The organism is Gemmatimonadaceae bacterium (assembly GCA_035533755.1).
GTDB lineage: Bacteria > Gemmatimonadota > Gemmatimonadetes > Gemmatimonadales > Gemmatimonadaceae > JAGWRI01.
The window spans coordinates 1-16,793 of sequence record DATLTC010000030.1 but is presented as its reverse complement, the minus strand read 5'-3'; the positions used below and the strand labels follow the sequence as shown (position 1 = coordinate 16,793).

The following is a 16,793-nucleotide window of genomic DNA, read 5'->3' as shown; positions in this document are numbered from 1 at the left end:
CGGCCAGAAACAGCACCGGGACGCATCTCGGAGAATCAGGGATGCGTCCCGGTGTCGTTGCAGGCAACTCGCCCCTGACCGCGCAGAGCGCTGAGCCTGCCGTCGGGGTGCGGGCCAGTGCCCCCCTTATCCCTTCGTGGTCGCCTCCAGGGCGTACTCCTCCATCGGCGGACAGGCGCACACCAGATTCCGGTCCCCATATGCGCTCTCCACCCGCGCCACCGCCGGCCAGAACTTGTGCTCGCGCACCCAGGCCGCGGGATAGGCCGCCTGCTCGCGTGAATACGCGTGCGGCCACACGTCGGCCACCACGCGGTGCGCCGGATGCGGCGCGTGCTTGAGCACGTTGTCGGCGCGGTCGGCCACGCCGTTCTCGATCTCGCGGATCTCCTCACGGATCGAGATGAGCGCGTCGCAGAACCGGTCGAGTTCGCCCTTGGGCTCGCTCTCCGTGGGCTCGATCATCAGCGTGCCGGCCACCGGGAACGACAGCGTCGGCGCATGGAACCCGTAGTCCATGAGCCGTTTCGCGATGTCTTCGGCCTCGACCCCGCTCGACGTCTTGAGCGCGCGCGGATCCACGATGCATTCGTGCGCCACGCACCCGTTGGCGCCCTTGTAGAGTACCGGATAGTACGGCTCGAGTCGCTTGGCCACGTAGTTCGCATTTAGAATCGCGATCTTGGTGGCCATCGCCAGCCCCTCGCCGCCCAGCATGTCGATGTACATCATCGAGATCGGGAGGACGCTCGCGCTGCCCCACGGGGCCGACGAGACGGCGCCGCCGGTGCTCCCGGTGTCGACCACCACGTGGCCGGGCAGGTGCGGTACGAGGTGCTTGGCCACGCCGATCGGCCCCATCCCCGGCCCGCCGCCGCCGTGCGGGATGGCGAACGTCTTGTGCAGGTTCAGGTGGCAGACGTCAGCGCCGATGTCGCCCGGCCGGGCCAGCCCGACCATCGCGTTCATGTTGGCGCCGTCGAGATACACCTGGCCGCCGTGTTCATGCACGATGCGGCAGATGTCGGTGATCGCCGTCTCGAACACGCCGTGCGTGGACGGATACGTCACCATGAGCGCGGCGAGATTCGGCGCGTGCTCGCGAGCCTTCGCCTCGAGATCGGCGACGTCGATGTTGCCGTTGTCGTCGGTGTCCACGACCACGACCTGCATGCCCGCCATCACGGCGCTGGCCGGATTGGTGCCGTGCGCCGAGTGCGGAATCAGGCAGACGGTGCGGTGCGCCTCGCCGCGGGCCGCCTGGTAGCGGCGGATGACCATCAGCCCCGTATACTCGCCCTGCGAGCCCGCATTGGGCTGCAGCGACATCCCCGCAAAGCCGGTGATCTCGCACAGCGCCGCCTGGAGCCGCGCGAACATCTCCGTGTAGCCCGCCGCCTGCTCGCGCGGCACGAACGGGTGTAGCTTGCCGAATTCCGGCCACGTGATCGGGATCATCTCGGCCGTGGCGTTGAGCTTCATGGTGCACGAGCCGAGCGGGATCATCGAGTGCGTGAGCGACAGGTCGCGCGACTCGAGCTTGCGCATGTAGCGCAGCATCTCGGTCTCGCTGTGGTGCGCGCTGAACACCGGGTGGGTGAGGAACGCGCTCGTGCGCGCGAACCGCTCGTCGTACCGGTCGTCCACCGCCGCGGCGAGCGCCGCCACGCCGGGAGCCGCCTTGTCTCCGGCGAAGATCGCCAGCAGGTCAGTGACGTCGGCTTCGGTCACCGTCTCGTCGAGCGCGATGCCGACGGACGTCTCGCCGAGCTTCCGCAAGTTGATTCGCTTGGCCGACGCCCGGTCGAGCAACGCCTGCGCGCTCCGCGACCCCGTCTCCACGCGGATCGTGTCGAAGAACTCGGCGTGCGCGATGCCGTACCCGAGCTGCTCCAACCCCGCAGCCAGCATCGCCGCGTAGCGATGCACGCGCCGCGCGATGTTCGTGAGCCCCGTGGGGCCGTGCCACACCGCGTACATGCCGGCGATCACCGCCAGCAGCACCTGCGCCGTGCACACGTTGCTCGTCGCCTTCTCGCGACGGATGTGCTGCTCGCGCGTCTGCAGCGCCATGCGCAGCGCGGGCTTGCCGTCGGCGTCGCGCGAGACGCCGATGATGCGGCCCGGGATCTGTCGCTTGAACTCGTCGCGCGTGGCGAAGAACGCCGCGTGCGGCCCGCCGTACCCCATCGGCACGCCGAACCGCTGCGAATTCCCCACCACGATGTCCGCCCCCCATTCTCCCGGAGGCGTGAGCAGCACCAGGCTCAGGAGGTCGGTGGCTACCGTCACCATTGCCTGCGCCGCGTGCGCGCGGTCGCAGAACTCGCGGTAGTCGTAAACCGCCCCGTCGGTGGTCGGATACTGGATCAACCCGCCGAACACCGTTCCGTCGAACGCGAACGTGCGGAAGTCGCCCACCACGACCTCGATGCCGCGCGCCCCCGCCCGCGTCTTCACGACGTCGATCGTCTGCGGATGACACTCCTGCGACACGAAGAACCGGTGCTTGCCGTCGGCGCCCCGGATCCCGTTCGCCATCGTCATCGCTTCGGCCGCCGCCGTGCCCTCGTCGAGTAGCGACGCGTTGGCGATCTCCATCCCCGTCAGGTCCATCACCATCGTCTGGTAGTTGAGCAGCGCCTCCAGACGCCCCTGCGCCACTTCGGCCTGGTACGGCGTGTACGCCGTGTACCAGCCCGGATTCTCCAGGATGTTGCGCTGGATCACCGGCGGAATGAGCGTGTCGGCGTAGCCCATGCCGAGGTAGGACCGGAAGATCTGGTTCTTGTCCGCCATCCGCCGCATGGAGGCCAGCGCCTCATGCTCGCTCCACTCGCCGTGGATGGCCAACGGCTTTCGCAGCCGGATGTTCTGTGGGATCACCGCATCGATGAATGCGTCCAGCGAATCGTAGCCCACGACGGCGAGCATCTCGTCGATGGCGGCGGCGTTCGGTCCAATGTGACGCGGTATGAAGCTGTCGGCAGCCGCAGGGGGCGCCAGTCTGGTAGTCGGAGTCATGGTCCTGGTGGTGAAAGTTCGTGCGAAGAAACCTACGCGGGGGAGCGGCTCCGCGCCCCTCCCCCCGCCGCCCCCACCGGGCGAAGTTACAGATCGTGCCCACCACGCCCGACCGGCGCCCCGTCCCGTGGCGCTACCTCATCTCCCCGGCTCTTCCGGGGGCCGCCAACATGGCCTGGGACCAGGCGCTCATGGCCCGGGCCCGCCGCACCGGAGAGGCGGTGCTCCGCGTGTACGCGTGGGACGCCCCGACGCTGTCGCTGGGCCGCAACCAGACCGCCCGCGGCGCCTACGACCTCGACCGCGCCAAGGACCTTGGCGTGCGGTTCGTGCGCCGTCCCACCGGCGGCCGCGCCCTGCTGCACCACCACGAGGTGACCTACAGCGTCACCGCCCCCGATGCGTTCGATCCGTCACTGGGCGGCGCCTATGCCCGCATCAACACGCTGCTCCTCCGCGCCCTCGGCGCGCTGGGCGTTGGCGCCCAGTTGGCCACGGTGCACTCCCGGACGCCGAGCCCCGGACTCGCCCCCTGCTTCGACGAGCCGGCCTCGGGTGAGATCGTGGTGAACGGCCGCAAACTCGTGGGTAGCGCGCAGTGGCGCCACGAGGGCGCGTTGCTGCAGCACGGATCCATCCTGCTGCGCGACGATCAGGCGCTCATCGGCCGCCTCCTTCGCCAACCTCGCGACGTGCCGACGCCGCAAGCCGCCACGCTCACCGAAGCGCTGGGCCGAGCGCCCGACTTCGCCGCCGTGGCCGATGCCCTCGTCGGTGCGTTGCGCGCCACGGAATCGGGCACCCGGGCCCTGCCCGAGGACCGCGACCTGCACCGCGACGTCGAAGCGCTGACGCGTGAATTCAGCAGTGAGGAATGGACGTGGAGACGGTAGATTGGATTGACGGGCCCTCGGCCCCGCGCAATCGTTCCACGCGCGTCCCGCCAACCTACCACTCCATGCGATTTTCGCGCCTCGTCGCCTGCCCCCTCGCCATCCTGCTGGCCGCTTCCTGCGGTCGAGGCGAGCTGCCGGCGTCGCCCGCCGCCGCCGGCCCCGATGGTGGGACGCTGGTCATTGCCTCGCCCGGTGACGCCGACAACCTGCTGCCGCCGCTCGCCGTGACCATCGTGAGCCGCGAGGTCACCGACCTCGTGTTCGATCACCTCGCCGAGATCGGCGACGACATGAATACCTTCGGCGACGCGGGCTTCACGCCTCGTTTGGCCCGCAGCTGGACGTGGGCGCCGGATTCCCTCTCCATCGTCTTCCACCTCGACCCCCGCGCGCGCTGGCACGACGGCCAGCCGGTGCGGGCCAACGACGTCCGTTTCTCGGTGGCGCTCTACAAGAATCCCAAGCTTGCATCGCCCATCGCAGCGGCACTCGCCAATGTGGATTCGGCCACCGTGCTCGACTCGCTCGACGCCGTCGTGTGGTTCCACGCTCGCGAGCCGGAATCGTTCTTCGACATCGCGTATCAACTGTGGGTCATGCCCGAGCACGTGTACGGCGCGGTGCCGCCCGAGAAGCTGGCCACGTCGGAGTTGGCCCGTCATCCCGTGGGTTCGGGGCGGTTCCGCTTCGTGAGCTGGCAGCCCGGCTCGCGGATCGAGATCGAAGCCGACACGGCCAACTACCGCGGCCGCGCCAAGCTCGATCGCGTCATCTGGGCGATCTCGCCCGACAACGACGCCTCCTTTGCCCAGGTCATCGGCGGTCAGGCCGATCTGTTCGAGAGCGCCACACCCGGACAGCTCAAGGCCATTAGCGGACACTCCAATGTCCGGGCGTTCCCCTGGCCCACGCTGCAGTACGGCTTTCTGGGGCTGAACTTCCGCGACCCCAAGCACCACGCACAGCCCAATCCGGTACTCCACGACGTGCGCGTACGGCGGGCGTTGTCGATGGCCCTCGACCGGCATGCGATGCTGCAGAACGTGTTCGGCGGCTTCGGCGCGATCGGCTACGGCCCCTTCCCGGCCGGTCTGGCCACGGCCGACACCACGCTCCGCATTCCGCACCACGACCCCGGGTTCGCTGCGGCCCTGCTCGATTCGGCGGGGTGGACGGCCGGCCCCGACGGCATGCGGCGGCGCGACGGGGTTCCGCTGGCCATCCGGCTCATCGTCCCCACGTCGAGCGCGTTCCGGATGCGCTATGCCGTGCTCATCCAGGAAGCGCTTCGCAAGGTGGGGATCAGGGTGGACCTCGACGCGGAACCGTTCCCGGCATTCTTCGCCAAACAGACGGCCGGAGATTTCGACGCCGCGTTGATCACCTACAGCACCGACCCCAATGCGGGCGGCGCCGCGCAGAGTTGGGCGGCGTCATCGATGATTCCGGCGGGCGGCAACTACCTGTCGTATGCCGATCCCAGGTTCGACGCCCTGCTCGACAGCGCCACCGCGTCGTTCGATCCGGCAGCGGCCAAACGCTACGCGGTGCGCGCCTATCAGGTGATCGCCGACGACGTGCCCGCCGTGTGGTTGTACGACCTCACCTCGCTCGGCATCCTCAACGCCCGGTTTCACGTCACCGCCCTCCGTACCGACGGGTGGTGGGCGCATCTCGCCGACTGGACGATCCCGACGGCCGACCGCATCGATCGCGACCGGATCGGGCTCGGCGCGGCCAAGCCCTAGCGCGTGGGGCGTCGCATCGCGGCCCGGTTCGGGCAGGCCATCGTCGTCCTGTGGGTCGTGACGACTCTGGCCTTCGTGCTGATCCACGCCGCGCCCGGCGACCCGTTCGGATTCGACGCGCCCAACGTCACGCCCGCCGTCCGCGCCCAGTGGCGCGCCCAGTTCGGGTACGACCGTCCCCTGCCGGCCCAGTACGGGCTCTGGCTGCGCAACCTCGCGCGCGGGGACTTCGGGTATTCGACGTCGCTCCACGAGCCGGTGCGAGCCGCGATCGCCGACGCGCTCCCCCGCACCCTCCTCCTCATGGGCGTGGCCGTGGTCGCATCGTTCGCGCTCGGCATCGCGCTGGCCCTGTTCCAGGTCCGCCACCGCGGGACACGCCGTGGCCGCTGGGCCGGCCACGTGGCACTGTTCTTCTACTCGTTGCCGGACTTCTGGCTCGCCCTCGTCCTGTTACTCGCGTTTGCGTTCTGGTGGCCGGTCCTGCCGCCTGGCCATCCCGTGAACATGGTGATGCACGACTATATGGCGCCGCTCCCGGCGCTGCTCGACCGGCTGCGCCATCTCGTGCTGCCCGCCGCCACCCTCACCCTGCTCACCACGGCCGGGGTGGCGCGGTTCCAACGGAACGAGTTGCTCGACGTGCTCCCGCTCGACTTCGTGCGCACGGCGCGCGCCAAGGGACTCGACGACCGCACCGTCCTGCGCCGCCACGTGCTCCGCAACGCCCTCATTCCCACGATCACACTCGTCGGCCTCGCCCTGCCCGCCATGTTGGGCGGTTCGGTGTTCGTGGAAAAGGTGTTCTCGTGGCAGGGCATGGGATGGCTCACCGTGAACGCCATCGGCATGCGCGACTACCCGCTCGTGCTGGCGGGCGTGATGGTGGGCACGGTGATGGTGGTCGCCGGCAGTCTGGTCGCCGATCTCGCCTACCTCGTTGCCGATCCGAGGCTCCGTGTCGGCTGAACGAGGCCTCGGGTTCGCGCGGTCGTGGCGCCGCCTGCCACCAGGCGCCCGTGTCGCCGCGGGGGTCATCGCGCTGTTCGTGCTCGGGGCCGTGTTCGCCCCCTGGCTCACCCGCTACCGCCCCTGGGAACAGCTCGGCATCGTGACCCTCCAGAGCCTGCCGCCGTCATGGGCGCACCCCTTCGGCACCGACCGCTACAGCCGCGACGTGCTCACCCGGATCCTCTACGGGGCCCGCGTGTCGCTGGCCATCGCCACGCTCGCCGTGTTCGTCTCGTCCACGGTCGGCACCCTCTATGGCGCCGTGGCCGGATACGCCGGCGGCGCGGTGGACGCGGTGATGATGCGCATCATCGACGCCTTCCTCTCCATTCCCCGTGTGCTGCTGCTCATCGCCGTGCTCGCGCTCTGGTCGCCGCTGCCGCTCGCGGCGCTGGTGCTGCTCATCGGCCTCACCGGATGGTTCGACGTCGCGCGCCTCGTGCGCGGCCAGGCGATGGCGCTCCGCCAGCGGGAATTCGTGGTCGCCGCGCGTTCGCTCGGCGCCCGCCCGGCGGCCATCGTCTGGCGCCACATCATTCCCAACGTACTCTCCCCCGTGGTCGTCGCCGGCGCGCTCGCCGTGGGCAACGTGATCATCCTCGAGGCGGGGCTCTCCTTTCTCGGCATCGGCGTGCACGAGCCGATAGCCAGTTGGGGCACGATGTTCCAGGACGCCGCCGAGCAGTTCGTGTCCACGTGGTGGGCGGTGATCTTTCCCGGTGTGGCGATCGTGGCCACCGTGCTGGCGTTCAACACACTGGGCGACGCCTTGCGAGACGTGCTCGATCCGCGTCAGCTTCCCGGACGTCCCGCCCTCGACCCGCAGGAGCGTGCTCATGGCTGAGCCACTGCTCGCCATCGAAAATCTTCGCACCTACTTCTACACGACGGCCGGTGTGGCACGCGCCGTCGATGGCCTGTCGCTCACCGTCGCGCCGGGCGAGACCGTGGGCGTCGTGGGCGAGTCGGGCTGCGGAAAGTCGGTCACCGCGCTCTCCATCCTGCGGCTGGTCGCACCACCCGGCCGCATCGAAACCGGCAGCCGCATCGTGTTCGAGGGCCGCGACCTGCTGGGGCTCGACGAGCGCGGCATGCGGGCCATTCGCGGCAACCGCATCGCGATGGTGTTCCAGGAGCCGATGACGGCGCTCAATCCCGTGTTCACGGTGGGTGACCAAGTGGCCGAAGTGGCGCGCATCCACGCCGGCGCGTCGCGCGCCGCCGCATGGAAACGCGCCGTCGAGATGCTCGACCGCGTGGGAATCCCGGCCCCCGACGAGCGAGCGCGCGAGTATCCGCATCAACTCTCGGGAGGCATGCGGCAGCGCGTCATGATCGCCATGGCGCTCGTCATGCAGCCGGCGCTCCTCATCGCCGACGAGCCCACGACCGCGCTCGACGTCACCATCCAGGCCCAGATCCTCGAGTTGCTCACGGAATTGCAGAACCAGTTCGGCATGTCGGTGCTGCTCATCACGCACGATCTCGGCGTGGTGGCCGAGACCGCCTCGCGGGTGGTGGTGATGTACGGCGGCGAAGCTGTGGAGGAGGCACCGGTCGTAGACCTGTTCGCGCACGCGCACCACCCATATACCCGCGGGCTGCTCGCCGCCATGCCCCGCTTGGGCACGTCGCGCGGGCGGCTGCAGACCATTCCCGGCACCGTACCGGCGCCCACCGACTGGCCCGCCGGCTGCCGATTCCGCGACCGCTGCGCGTCGGCGTGGGAGCGGTGCGAGCGCGAGCATCCCGATCTCTCCGCGGTGGGCGAGCGGCAATTCTCCCGCTGCCACCTCGCCGCCGAGCCGGCGCGCCGCGCAGCGGGTTCCACACCCGCGGCGCGCGAGGTGCCGGCGTGACGGCGCCCGCGGAATCCGCCGCCGCGGCGTTGCTCGAGGTCCGCGACCTCACGAAGTACTTCCCGCGTCGCGGCCGCACGTTCGGCCGGGCCCCCGATCCTGTTCGCGCCGTGGACGGCGTTTCGTTCCACGTCATGCCCGGTGAGACGCTGGGCCTGGTGGGCGAGTCGGGGTGCGGCAAGACCACCACGGGTCGTACCATTCTCCGCCTCATCGAGCCCACCAGCGGCAGCGTGCGCTTCGATGGCCGGGACGTACTCGCGCTGCGCGGTGGCGATTTACGCCGGCTGCGGCGGCGCATGCAGATCGTGTTTCAGGATCCGTTCTCGTCGCTCAATCCGCGCATGACCGTGGGCGCCATCGTGCGTGAGGGCCTCACGATCCACCGCGTGGCCGAAGGCGCCGAGGCCGACCGCCGGGTGCGGCAGCTGCTCGAGGAGGTGGGGCTCCGTGCGGAGTACGCGACCCGCTATCCCCATGAGTTCTCCGGTGGCCAGCGACAGCGCGTCGGCATCGCGCGCGCGCTCTCGGTGGAGCCGTCGTTCATCGTGTGCGACGAACCGGTGTCGGCGCTCGACGTGTCGGTGCAGGCGCAGGTGATCAACCTGCTCAGCGATCTGCAGCGCGACCGGGGGCTCGCCTACCTGTTCATCGCGCACGATCTGGCGGTCGTGGAACACATCGCCGACCGCGTGGCCGTGATGTACCTGGGGCACATCGTGGAGTCCGCGGCGGCGCAGGATCTGTACCGGGAGCCGCTCATGCCGTATACCCAGGCGCTCCTGTCGGCGGTGCCCGTGCCGGACCCCGCGGCGTCGCGCGAGCGGATCATTCTCCAGGGCGACGTCCCGTCGCCCGCGCACCCGCCGACCGGCTGCGTGTTCCACCCGCGCTGCCAGCACCCGGCAAAGGACGCCGCCTGCGCTCGCCTCGTGCCGCCCCTCGAGGAGAAAGCGCCCGGCCACTTCGTGGCGTGTATCAAGCAGACGCCCACGGCCGTGTCGTGGGAGCAGCAGCAGGAGGCGGGTGGCACTCGCCCGCCGGAACGGTTTCTTCCCCTCGCGGCGCTCCACACCACGCCGCCCCGAACCGCCGCACCGTAAGTCCTCCGTCGGGCCGTCCTACTGTCCTACCGCTTTCCCGGCGCTTCCTGCTCTGCGCTGTCTCTCGATCATGGCCAATTGAACAGACTCGCCGGCACGCTTCGCTCCCGTGCCATCGCTACGTCGCGCGGCTCCCGCCAGAATATGATCGTCCCATCTTCGTAAGACAGCCGGAGCGCCATCCGCACCCCGTGCCCCGGCACGTTCGGAAACGCCAGGTCCAACCGCCACATTCGGGCCGATCGCGCCGGTACCGCGGCCAACAGACTGATCCCGACCGACGACCGCACCGGCGTCGTCACGCCGAACGGCACGTCCCCCGCCCACAGCCGCCCCGCGTCGGCGAACACCGCCAGCCCGAACGCGGCCGTGGACCCCGACGGCGATCCCAGATCGAAGCGGTCTTCCATGCGCAAGACGGCGCGGCGCCCTCCCTGCTCAGTGCCCTGGGCCATGCCCCGCACGCCGCCGTCGGTGCCGGCCAGTGTCATCCGGAAGGGCACGCGCACGCGCCAGCCACCGCTCCATTCCAGCGACGTGAGGAACAATTGCCGTGCGCCAAGCTTCTGGTAGTCAGCCAGCCGGCCGCTCCCCAGGAGCCCGTCCCAGGTCGTGCTGTCCAACTCGCGCCGTACCTCGCCGAGCGTCTCGAACCGCACCGCCGAGTGCGTCGACGCGGCACTGGCGTAGACGTCGGCACCTATCAACATGTCGTGGTCGCGCGATCCCAGAAACGGTGCGCTCTTGCCGACCATCGTGCCCACCTGGAGGCCCACTGGAATGTCCTGCGTATTGTGCAGCGCGTCGAACCCCGTGTCCCGCACGAACTTCAGATTGCGGTAGCCGAGGAGCAGATTGAGGCGCGACGCCGAGTGGGCCGCATAGCGACCGTCGAGCGTGGCCGTGGGATCGGGCAACACCCCGGACGGCGTGATGAGAATCGGGGCCGCATCCAATCGCTCCGCCTCGTGCGACACCGACAGCCCGACCAGGGCCAGCCGCCCGGGCGCGCCGATCCGCACCAGGCCACCGATGTCGCCGTACGTGCGGCCCAGCCGGTCGGCATGGACCGTCCCCGCGTTATCCACGAACCGCACGTAGTCGTCCGCCTCGCCCTGCTGCACGCGCCACGCGACGCGCTGCACGTCCGTCAGGAACGGGCGCTGGATGCCTAGGTGGTACCGTCCGCCCAACGGATCGCGCGCCACGGTCGCCGTGGCCTGGTACGGACGGCCAAGAAACTGATAGTCCGTGACGTGAAACGCGTATCCGTCGCGGAGGCCGGCCTCGTGCCACCAGTCGCCCTGCGCGTATACACCCTGGCCTCCCAGGTTCCCGTCGCCGAGCCGGGTTCGGGTGAGCAATTGCCCCTTGGAGTTCGCCGTCGCACTGAATAGGAGCGCCACTTCGTCGATGGTCCGCACGTCCAGCACCACACCGCCGTTTCCGCTCGGCACGACCGTGATCGTGGCGTCGGCCAGGAAGGGCTGGGCGCGCAGCACGCGCTCGGACTCGGCCCGCCGGCGCTCCGAGCAGGGGTCGCCCACGTGCAGCAGAAGGAAGCGACTGATCACGTCGGCCTGCGTGGTCACGTGGGCGGCCCGCGCGATGTCCGAGACAACCGCCAGGCGGCGCACGCCAGTGACCGACGGCGCTTCCGATACGATCCGGATCGCATCTACCCGTTGGCCCCGGCAGGGCACGCTGTGTGGCGCGGCCTGCGCGTTCGCGGCCCCCACCCATGCAACGCACAGCACCCCGGCCGCGAAGTACGAAGGCCCGCGCATCCTAGGGCGACTTCCCCATCCGCCGCTTCAACTCCTCGAGCCGGCGCGCGGCGTCCTCGTCGCGCACCGCTCGGTCGCGGGCCCGCGCCAGCGCGTCCAATTCGTCGCGTGCGGCCTCGCCCGTCTCGGCGGCCAGCGGATCGGGCGGCGGGCCCGCTGTCGAGGCGGGGGGCACCGCGCCGATCGAGTACCGCCGGAACTCCCCGTTCATCTCCTCGAGCTCGCGCTCGGCCAACTCCAACTCCCTTTGCTGCGCGTCGAGCTTGCGCTCCAACACCTCCACACGCTCCGCGTAATGGCCTTCGTACTTTGCCGCGAGCCCTACCGTCTCCTCGTCGTGGATGCCCTCGGCCAGCGTCTTGCGACGGCGCACCGTTTCCAGTTCGCGGCGGTCCTGATCGAGGCGTTCGCGGGTCTTGGCCAGGCCGCCCCGAAGGTCCTCGACCCCGAGCTTCGCGTGAACCAGGGAATCCTTCATGCGGGCCAGCGCGTCGCGCCGTTCCTCGGGCTTCGTGGCGCGCGCCATGAGATCGTTCAACGACTGACGGAGATTCTCGAACACCATTCACCTACGAAGTGGGCGGCGGAGGCGTTTCGACCGTAGCCGCGGCAGGGGAACCGCTAGCGCGACGGCTGGCCGACCCGGTACGATACCGTGGTCCGCTGCGCCGTCGCAACCACACCACCGCTCTCTTCTCACTCCATGGCCCCGCTGCTTCCCGTCGTCGCTGTCTCCGCCACCAGCGAGGTCGTCCGCGACCGCCCGCAAGTCCGCTTGAACCAGCGGTACGTCGACGCGCTCCAGCGCGCCGGCGTGATCCCCGTCGTCGTTCCCCCGTTGAGCGCCGCGGCGATCGAAGCGCTCATCGAGCGGGTGGACGGGCTCGTGCTGACCGGCGGCGAAGACGTGGACCCGAGTCTCTACGGACAGGCGCCCCACCCCCGGGCCGAATCGCCCAATCCCGCGCGCGACCGCTCCGAACTGGGCCTCATCCACGCCGCGCATGCGCGCCGTCTTCCCACGCTCGCCATCTGCCGCGGCGCCCAGATCCTCAACGTCGCGTTTGGCGGCACGCTCATCCAGGACATTCCGTCCCAGGTCCCCGGCGCGCTGTCGCACGCCTGCGGACCCGAACGCGCCGCCCGCGTCCACGCCGTGGCGCTGGAATCCGGAACCACCTTGCAGCGCATGCTGGGCGGCGAGCGCATCACCGTGAACTCCCTGCACCACCAGGCCGCAGATCGACCGGGCCACGGCCTACGCGCCAGCGCCCGCTCCAGCGACGGTATCATCGAGGCGTTGGAATGGGGCAGCGACGATTGGTGGATGGTCGGCGTGCAATGGCATCCGGAAGAGTTGGATCAGTCGCCCGAAACCTGGGACCGTACCCTGTTCGGCGGCTTCGCGGCCGCCGTCAGCTCGTCCACCGCCAGCGGGCCTCGTCGCGCACCTGGCGCATGAGTCGCTCGGGCGTGTGCACGTTGGGAAACAGAAGCGTATCGCTGAACCCGGTGAGCGCCACGCGCAGCGTCACGAACCGCTCGGCCACCGCGGCGAACAGGTCGGCCATTCCCTGCTCGCGCGCCGTGGGATGCTCGGCAGCCATCGCGAATCCCCGACGTCCGAGTTCCTCGTAGTACGACACGTGGGGGCCGCCGCGGCGCCACCGCCGGTACTCGATGTGGTCGGGAAACAACCCGCTCAACCAGAGCGCGTAGTTGCCGAGATGCGCGCGCACGTGGTAGTTGCGGCGCTGGTCGCGCCCCTCGGCGTCGCGCAGCAACGCGGCCAGCGTGTCGTATATCTCGTCGTCGTCCTCGCTGCACCGTTCCGCGCGCCCCCGTGCGCCGAACTCCAGGACGAGCGCCGCCATGTAGTCGCTGATCACGTGATCGGCCTCTCCCAGACGCAACAGGGCGGCCCGCACCAGCACGTAGGTGAACAACCGCAGTGACGCGATCGCGCCCAGCGGCTGCTGCAGCAGCGCCCCCGGAAGCCGTGGATCGTCGAGCACCGCGTCCAGCCCCTCGTTGGCGAGACGCTGCTGCAGCGCACGCTCCTCCTCGCCCCCTGCCTCGCCGGCCATGAGCCGGATGGCCAGTTGCGCGTCGCCGCGCGTCATCCCACGCCGAGTGTCCGGTTGAATCATGCCGCCTCCGTTCGACCGTGCATTCGTTGATCCTGATACCGGTCCCTACCCCACATCGCGCGGGGCGCCTAGCTTTCCCCGGGCCTTCCCCAACCGGTCTCCGATCCGTGCTCTACGTCTGCATTCCCTCGTACAACGAAGTCCCGACTATCGGACTGCTGCTCTGGCGCATCCGCAACGTGTTCCAGGAGTATTCGCGCGAGTACGAGATCGTAGTGTACGACGACGGGAGCACCGACGATACGGCCGAGGTGCTGAAGCCGTACCACAAGGTGATCCCGCTCACCGTGCTCGGGGGCAAGACGCACGTCGGCTACGCGGCGGCCCTCGACGCGCTGGCCCGCACGGTGTCGCAGCGCACCCGCTATCCGCGCCGCGACGCCATGATCACCATGCAGGGAGACTTCACCGACGTGCCGGAGCACCTGCCGGAACTCATCAGGCGCTTCGAAGGGGGCGCCGACCTGGTCGTCGCCGAGCGGTCGCCGGCCGCGCTGCCCACGCCGGCCCGCCGGCTGCGCCGCGTGGCCCCGTGGATCCTGCGCCCCTTCTCGAGCGTCCCCGGCGTCCAGGACCCGTTCGGCTCGCTCAGGCTGTACCGCATCGCGGTCATCCGTGATCTGATCAAGGCGTCGGGCGACCGTCCCATCGTCGAGGCTGAGGGTTGGGCGGCCAACGTCCAACTGCTCGTGCGCGCCGCCCCGTTCGCGCGGCGCATCGAGACGGTATCGCTCGACGCGCGCTACGACCTGCGGCCGCGGGAGAGCCGCGTGCGCCCGTGGAACGACGCGTTGAATCTGTTCCGCATGGCCCGTACCCTGCGCGCGCGCGGCCCGGCCACGCCGTGAAGTACGACGAGGCCGATCTGCACGCCGTGCACACCGTGCCGGTGGCGCGCCGCCCCAACAAAGTGGATGCTTCGGAGTTCGCGCACCCGCCGGGCAACGACCGGTCGTTCCGCGCGTTCCTCGACGCCCTCCCCGATGTGCTCGTGGCGCGCGACTTCAAGCGCGTCGTGCAGGCCATCGCCGATGCCAAGCGTCGCGACCGGGGCGTGGTGGCCATGCTCGGCGGCCACGTGGTGAAGACCGGGCTGGCGCCGCTGCTCATCGAACTCATGCGACGCGGCGTCGTCACGCACCTCGCGATGAACGGGTCGGCCGCCATCCATGACTACGAGATCGCGCGATTCGGCGCCACGTCCGAAGATGTTGCCGCCGGTCTCAAGGACGGCACGTTCGGGATGGCCGAAGAGACCGGGCGCGGCATGAACGACGCATTCGTGGCCGGCATGGAGGCCCGCATGGGTATGGGCGAAGCGCTCGCCGTGGCGCTCGATGCGGAGCAGAAGCTCGCCCATCCCGAACTCTCGGTGCTGCTCGGCGCGCACCGGCTCGGCATACCGGCCACGGTGCACGCCGCCATCGGCGCCGAGATCATCCACCAGCATCCGGCGGCCAACGGCGCCGCCATCGGCGACACCAGCCACCGCGACTTCCGCCGACTGGCCGCCTCGGTGCTCCACCTCGACGAGGGCGGCGTCGTGCTCAACCTGGGCAGCGCCGTGATCATGCCGGAAGTATTCCTGAAGGCGCTCACCATCGCTCGCAACCTGAACGGCGGCAGGCCGCAAGGGTTCGTGAGTTGCGATCTCGACATGCAGCGCCACTATCGGCCGCGCGTCAACGTCGTCCAGCGGCCAACGCTCCAGAGCGGCGCCGGCTATGAGATCACGGGGCATCATGAACTCATGGTGCCACTGCTCGTGTGGGCGGTGCTGGAAGCGCTGAGAGAAGGAGAGTAGGACGGTAGGACGGCGTGCCGCAGTTTTCCGTCCTACGCTCCTACCCAAAACAGGAACGGCGGATGCGGCAACACTCGCCACATCCGCCGCCCCCACACACGCTGCGCGATTTCCGGGCGCGCCGCGCGTGTCGTCTAGCTCACCGAAGTCCCCGACCAACGCTCGCGCAGCTTGCGCGCCGTGGCGGGACTGAAAATCCGAAGGAGCAGATACACGACCACGCCCACGATCGCGATCTTGACCGCCAGCCCCAAGAGCATCAGCAACATCGCGAACAGCGTGCCAAACAGCCCGAACGCCAGCCGGAGCACGAACAGCCCCGCCAGCGCGAACAACCCGATGGTAAAGATGGTGCGGATCATGAACCCTCCCCTTGGCGCGGCGCCCGCAGGCTCCGGTAAACCATAACACGTCGAACGCACTCCATGCCACCTGCGTTCCCCCCCTCTGCCCCTACGCAAGCGCCTCGGTCGAGTTTCGAGTGCCCTGCCCGGCTCGGTAACCTTCTAAAGCTATATTTAATGGTTACTAAGCGCTACCATTGAGCCGCCCCAGACCCTAAATTCAGCCCGGCACTCAACCAGACCGATCCAATGGGCGAAGCCCTTTATCAGATCATGGGGCGGCACCGCGCCGATCCCCTCCCCGACCGCAAGCCATCCTGGCTCAAGGTTCGAGCCCCGGGGGGCAAGAACTACGTGCACTTGAAACATCTGATGCGCGACCTGGACCTCCACACGGTGTGCGAGGAGGCCCACTGCCCCAATGTCGGCGAATGCTGGGATCACGGCACCGCGACCTTCATGATCCTGGGCGACGTGTGCACGCGGAACTGCGCCTACTGCGCCGTCGCTCACGGCCGCCCTCCCAAGTACGACACCACCGAGCCCGAGCGCGTAGGACAGGCCGCCAGCAACATGCACCTGCAGCATGTCGTCCTCACCTCGGTGGACCGCGACGACCTGCCGGACTTCGGCGCCTGGGCGTTTGCCGAGACGATCCGTCAGATCAAGACCGTCTCCCCCGACACCTCCGTCGAAGTGCTCGTACCCGACTTCCAGGGGCGCGAGGAGTCCATTCGCACCGTACTCGAGGCGGAGCCGGACATCTACAACCACAACACCGAGACCGTTCCGCGACTCTACAAGCGCTGCCGCCCCGGCGGCCGCTACGAACGCGTGATGGAGATCTTTCGCACCAGCAAACGCCTCGCCCCCCACATTCCCACGAAGACCGGGATCATCCTTGGCATGGGCGAGACGAACGAGGAGGTCGTGGCTGTCATGCAGGACCTGCGCGCCGTAGACGTCGACATCCTCACGCTGGGGCAGTATCTCCGCCCCTCCGACGGGCATATCGCACTCGACCGCTACGTGACGCCCGCCGAGTTCAACCAGCTCCGCGACGCGGG

General features: G+C 69.3%; 15 protein-coding genes. 10 read left to right on the top strand and 5 right to left on the bottom strand.

What is annotated here, in order from left to right:
* Positions 1-126: 126 nt before the first annotated feature.
* Entirely contained in the window at positions 127-3,024 is a 2,898-nt protein-coding gene (gene gcvP / locus VNE60_04995) for an aminomethyl-transferring glycine dehydrogenase (protein HVB30867.1), read from the bottom strand.
* A gap of 95 nt (positions 3,025-3,119) precedes the next feature.
* Here gcvP and VNE60_04990 point away from each other — a divergent pair, with 95 nt between their 5' ends.
* From VNE60_04990 to VNE60_04965, 6 genes are all read left to right on the top strand, one after another.
* The gene (locus VNE60_04990) at positions 3,120-3,917 is read left to right on the top strand and encodes a hypothetical protein (protein HVB30866.1); all 798 of its coding nucleotides are present in this window, start codon (positions 3,120-3,122) and stop codon (positions 3,915-3,917) included.
* A gap of 65 nt (positions 3,918-3,982) precedes the next feature.
* Positions 3,983-5,668, top strand: a complete 1,686-nt coding sequence (locus VNE60_04985; GenBank protein ID HVB30865.1) for a peptide ABC transporter substrate-binding protein — start codon at positions 3,983-3,985, stop codon at positions 5,666-5,668.
* Positions 5,669-5,671: 3 nt separating this feature from the next.
* The gene (locus VNE60_04980; protein HVB30864.1) at positions 5,672-6,637 is read left to right on the top strand and encodes an ABC transporter permease; all 966 of its coding nucleotides are present in this window, start codon (positions 5,672-5,674) and stop codon (positions 6,635-6,637) included.
* Positions 6,627-7,523 (top strand): ABC transporter permease, encoded by an 897-nt coding sequence (locus tag VNE60_04975; protein ID HVB30863.1) that lies wholly within the window; start codon positions 6,627-6,629, stop codon positions 7,521-7,523. Before VNE60_04980 ends, VNE60_04975 begins: the two co-directional genes overlap by 11 nt.
* Complete coding sequence (locus VNE60_04970; GenBank protein HVB30862.1) at positions 7,516-8,538, top strand: ABC transporter ATP-binding protein; 1,023 nt, start codon at positions 7,516-7,518, stop codon at positions 8,536-8,538. Before VNE60_04975 ends, VNE60_04970 begins: the two co-directional genes overlap by 8 nt.
* A complete protein-coding gene (locus VNE60_04965) occupies positions 8,535-9,641 on the top strand; it encodes an ABC transporter ATP-binding protein (GenBank protein ID HVB30861.1) in 1,107 nt (368 codons plus the stop codon). The genes VNE60_04970 and VNE60_04965 overlap by 4 nt, the downstream gene beginning before the upstream one ends.
* Before the next feature lie 68 nt (positions 9,642-9,709).
* Here VNE60_04965 and VNE60_04960 read toward each other — a convergent pair whose 3' ends face one another.
* Together VNE60_04960 and VNE60_04955 are read right to left on the bottom strand one after the other, a co-directional pair.
* The gene (locus VNE60_04960) at positions 9,710-11,278 is read right to left on the bottom strand and encodes a hypothetical protein (protein ID HVB30860.1); all 1,569 of its coding nucleotides are present in this window, start codon (positions 11,276-11,278) and stop codon (positions 9,710-9,712) included.
* Positions 11,279-11,429: 151 nt separating this feature from the next.
* Positions 11,430-11,993, bottom strand: a complete 564-nt coding sequence (locus VNE60_04955) for a hypothetical protein (GenBank protein ID HVB30859.1) — start codon at positions 11,991-11,993, stop codon at positions 11,430-11,432.
* A gap of 138 nt (positions 11,994-12,131) precedes the next feature.
* On the opposite strand from VNE60_04955, the gene VNE60_04950 reads away from it, so the two are divergent.
* Positions 12,132-12,890, top strand: a complete 759-nt coding sequence (locus tag VNE60_04950) for a gamma-glutamyl-gamma-aminobutyrate hydrolase family protein (protein HVB30858.1) — start codon at positions 12,132-12,134, stop codon at positions 12,888-12,890.
* On the opposite strand, the gene VNE60_04945 is transcribed toward VNE60_04950, so the two are convergent.
* Positions 12,844-13,578 (bottom strand): hypothetical protein, encoded by a 735-nt coding sequence (locus VNE60_04945; GenBank protein ID HVB30857.1) that lies wholly within the window; start codon positions 13,576-13,578, stop codon positions 12,844-12,846. The two genes, VNE60_04950 and VNE60_04945, sit on opposite strands and share 47 nt — an antisense overlap.
* A 107-nt stretch (positions 13,579-13,685) precedes the next feature.
* Between VNE60_04945 and VNE60_04940 the strand changes: the two genes are divergently transcribed.
* Together VNE60_04940 and VNE60_04935 are read left to right on the top strand one after the other, a co-directional pair.
* Positions 13,686-14,426 carry a glycosyltransferase family 2 protein gene (locus tag VNE60_04940; protein HVB30856.1) on the top strand — a complete coding sequence of 247 codons (741 nt, stop codon included), beginning with the start codon at positions 13,686-13,688 and terminating at the stop codon, positions 14,424-14,426.
* Entirely contained in the window at positions 14,423-15,382 is a 960-nt protein-coding gene (locus tag VNE60_04935; GenBank protein ID HVB30855.1) for a hypothetical protein, read from the top strand. The genes VNE60_04940 and VNE60_04935 overlap by 4 nt, the downstream gene beginning before the upstream one ends.
* A gap of 134 nt (positions 15,383-15,516) precedes the next feature.
* On the opposite strand, the gene VNE60_04930 is transcribed toward VNE60_04935, so the two are convergent.
* On the bottom strand, positions 15,517-15,744 hold the full coding sequence (locus VNE60_04930) for a hypothetical protein (protein ID HVB30854.1): 228 nt from the start codon (positions 15,742-15,744) through the stop codon (positions 15,517-15,519).
* Between the two features lie 231 nt (positions 15,745-15,975).
* On the opposite strand from VNE60_04930, the gene lipA reads away from it, so the two are divergent.
* A partial coding sequence (gene lipA / locus VNE60_04925; GenBank protein HVB30853.1) for a lipoyl synthase occupies positions 15,976-16,793 on the top strand: 818 nt, incomplete at its 3' end.

What these genes read in the sequence shown, in the direction of transcription:
- VNE60_04945 (HVB30857.1), bottom strand. Translation starts at nt 13,578, where the DNA reads ATGATTCAACCGGACACTCGGCGTGGGATGACGCGCGGCGACGCGCAA.
- gcvP (HVB30867.1), bottom strand. Translation starts at nt 3,024, where the DNA reads ATGACTCCGACTACCAGACTGGCGCCCCCTGCGGCTGCCGACAGCTTC.
- VNE60_04985 (HVB30865.1), top strand. Translation starts at nt 3,983, where the DNA reads ATGCGATTTTCGCGCCTCGTCGCCTGCCCCCTCGCCATCCTGCTGGCC.
- VNE60_04950 (HVB30858.1), top strand. Translation starts at nt 12,132, where the DNA reads ATGGCCCCGCTGCTTCCCGTCGTCGCTGTCTCCGCCACCAGCGAGGTC.
- VNE60_04955 (HVB30859.1), bottom strand. Translation starts at nt 11,993, where the DNA reads ATGGTGTTCGAGAATCTCCGTCAGTCGTTGAACGATCTCATGGCGCGC.
- VNE60_04930 (HVB30854.1), bottom strand. Translation starts at nt 15,744, where the DNA reads ATGATCCGCACCATCTTTACCATCGGGTTGTTCGCGCTGGCGGGGCTG.
- VNE60_04970 (HVB30862.1), top strand. Translation starts at nt 7,516, where the DNA reads ATGGCTGAGCCACTGCTCGCCATCGAAAATCTTCGCACCTACTTCTAC.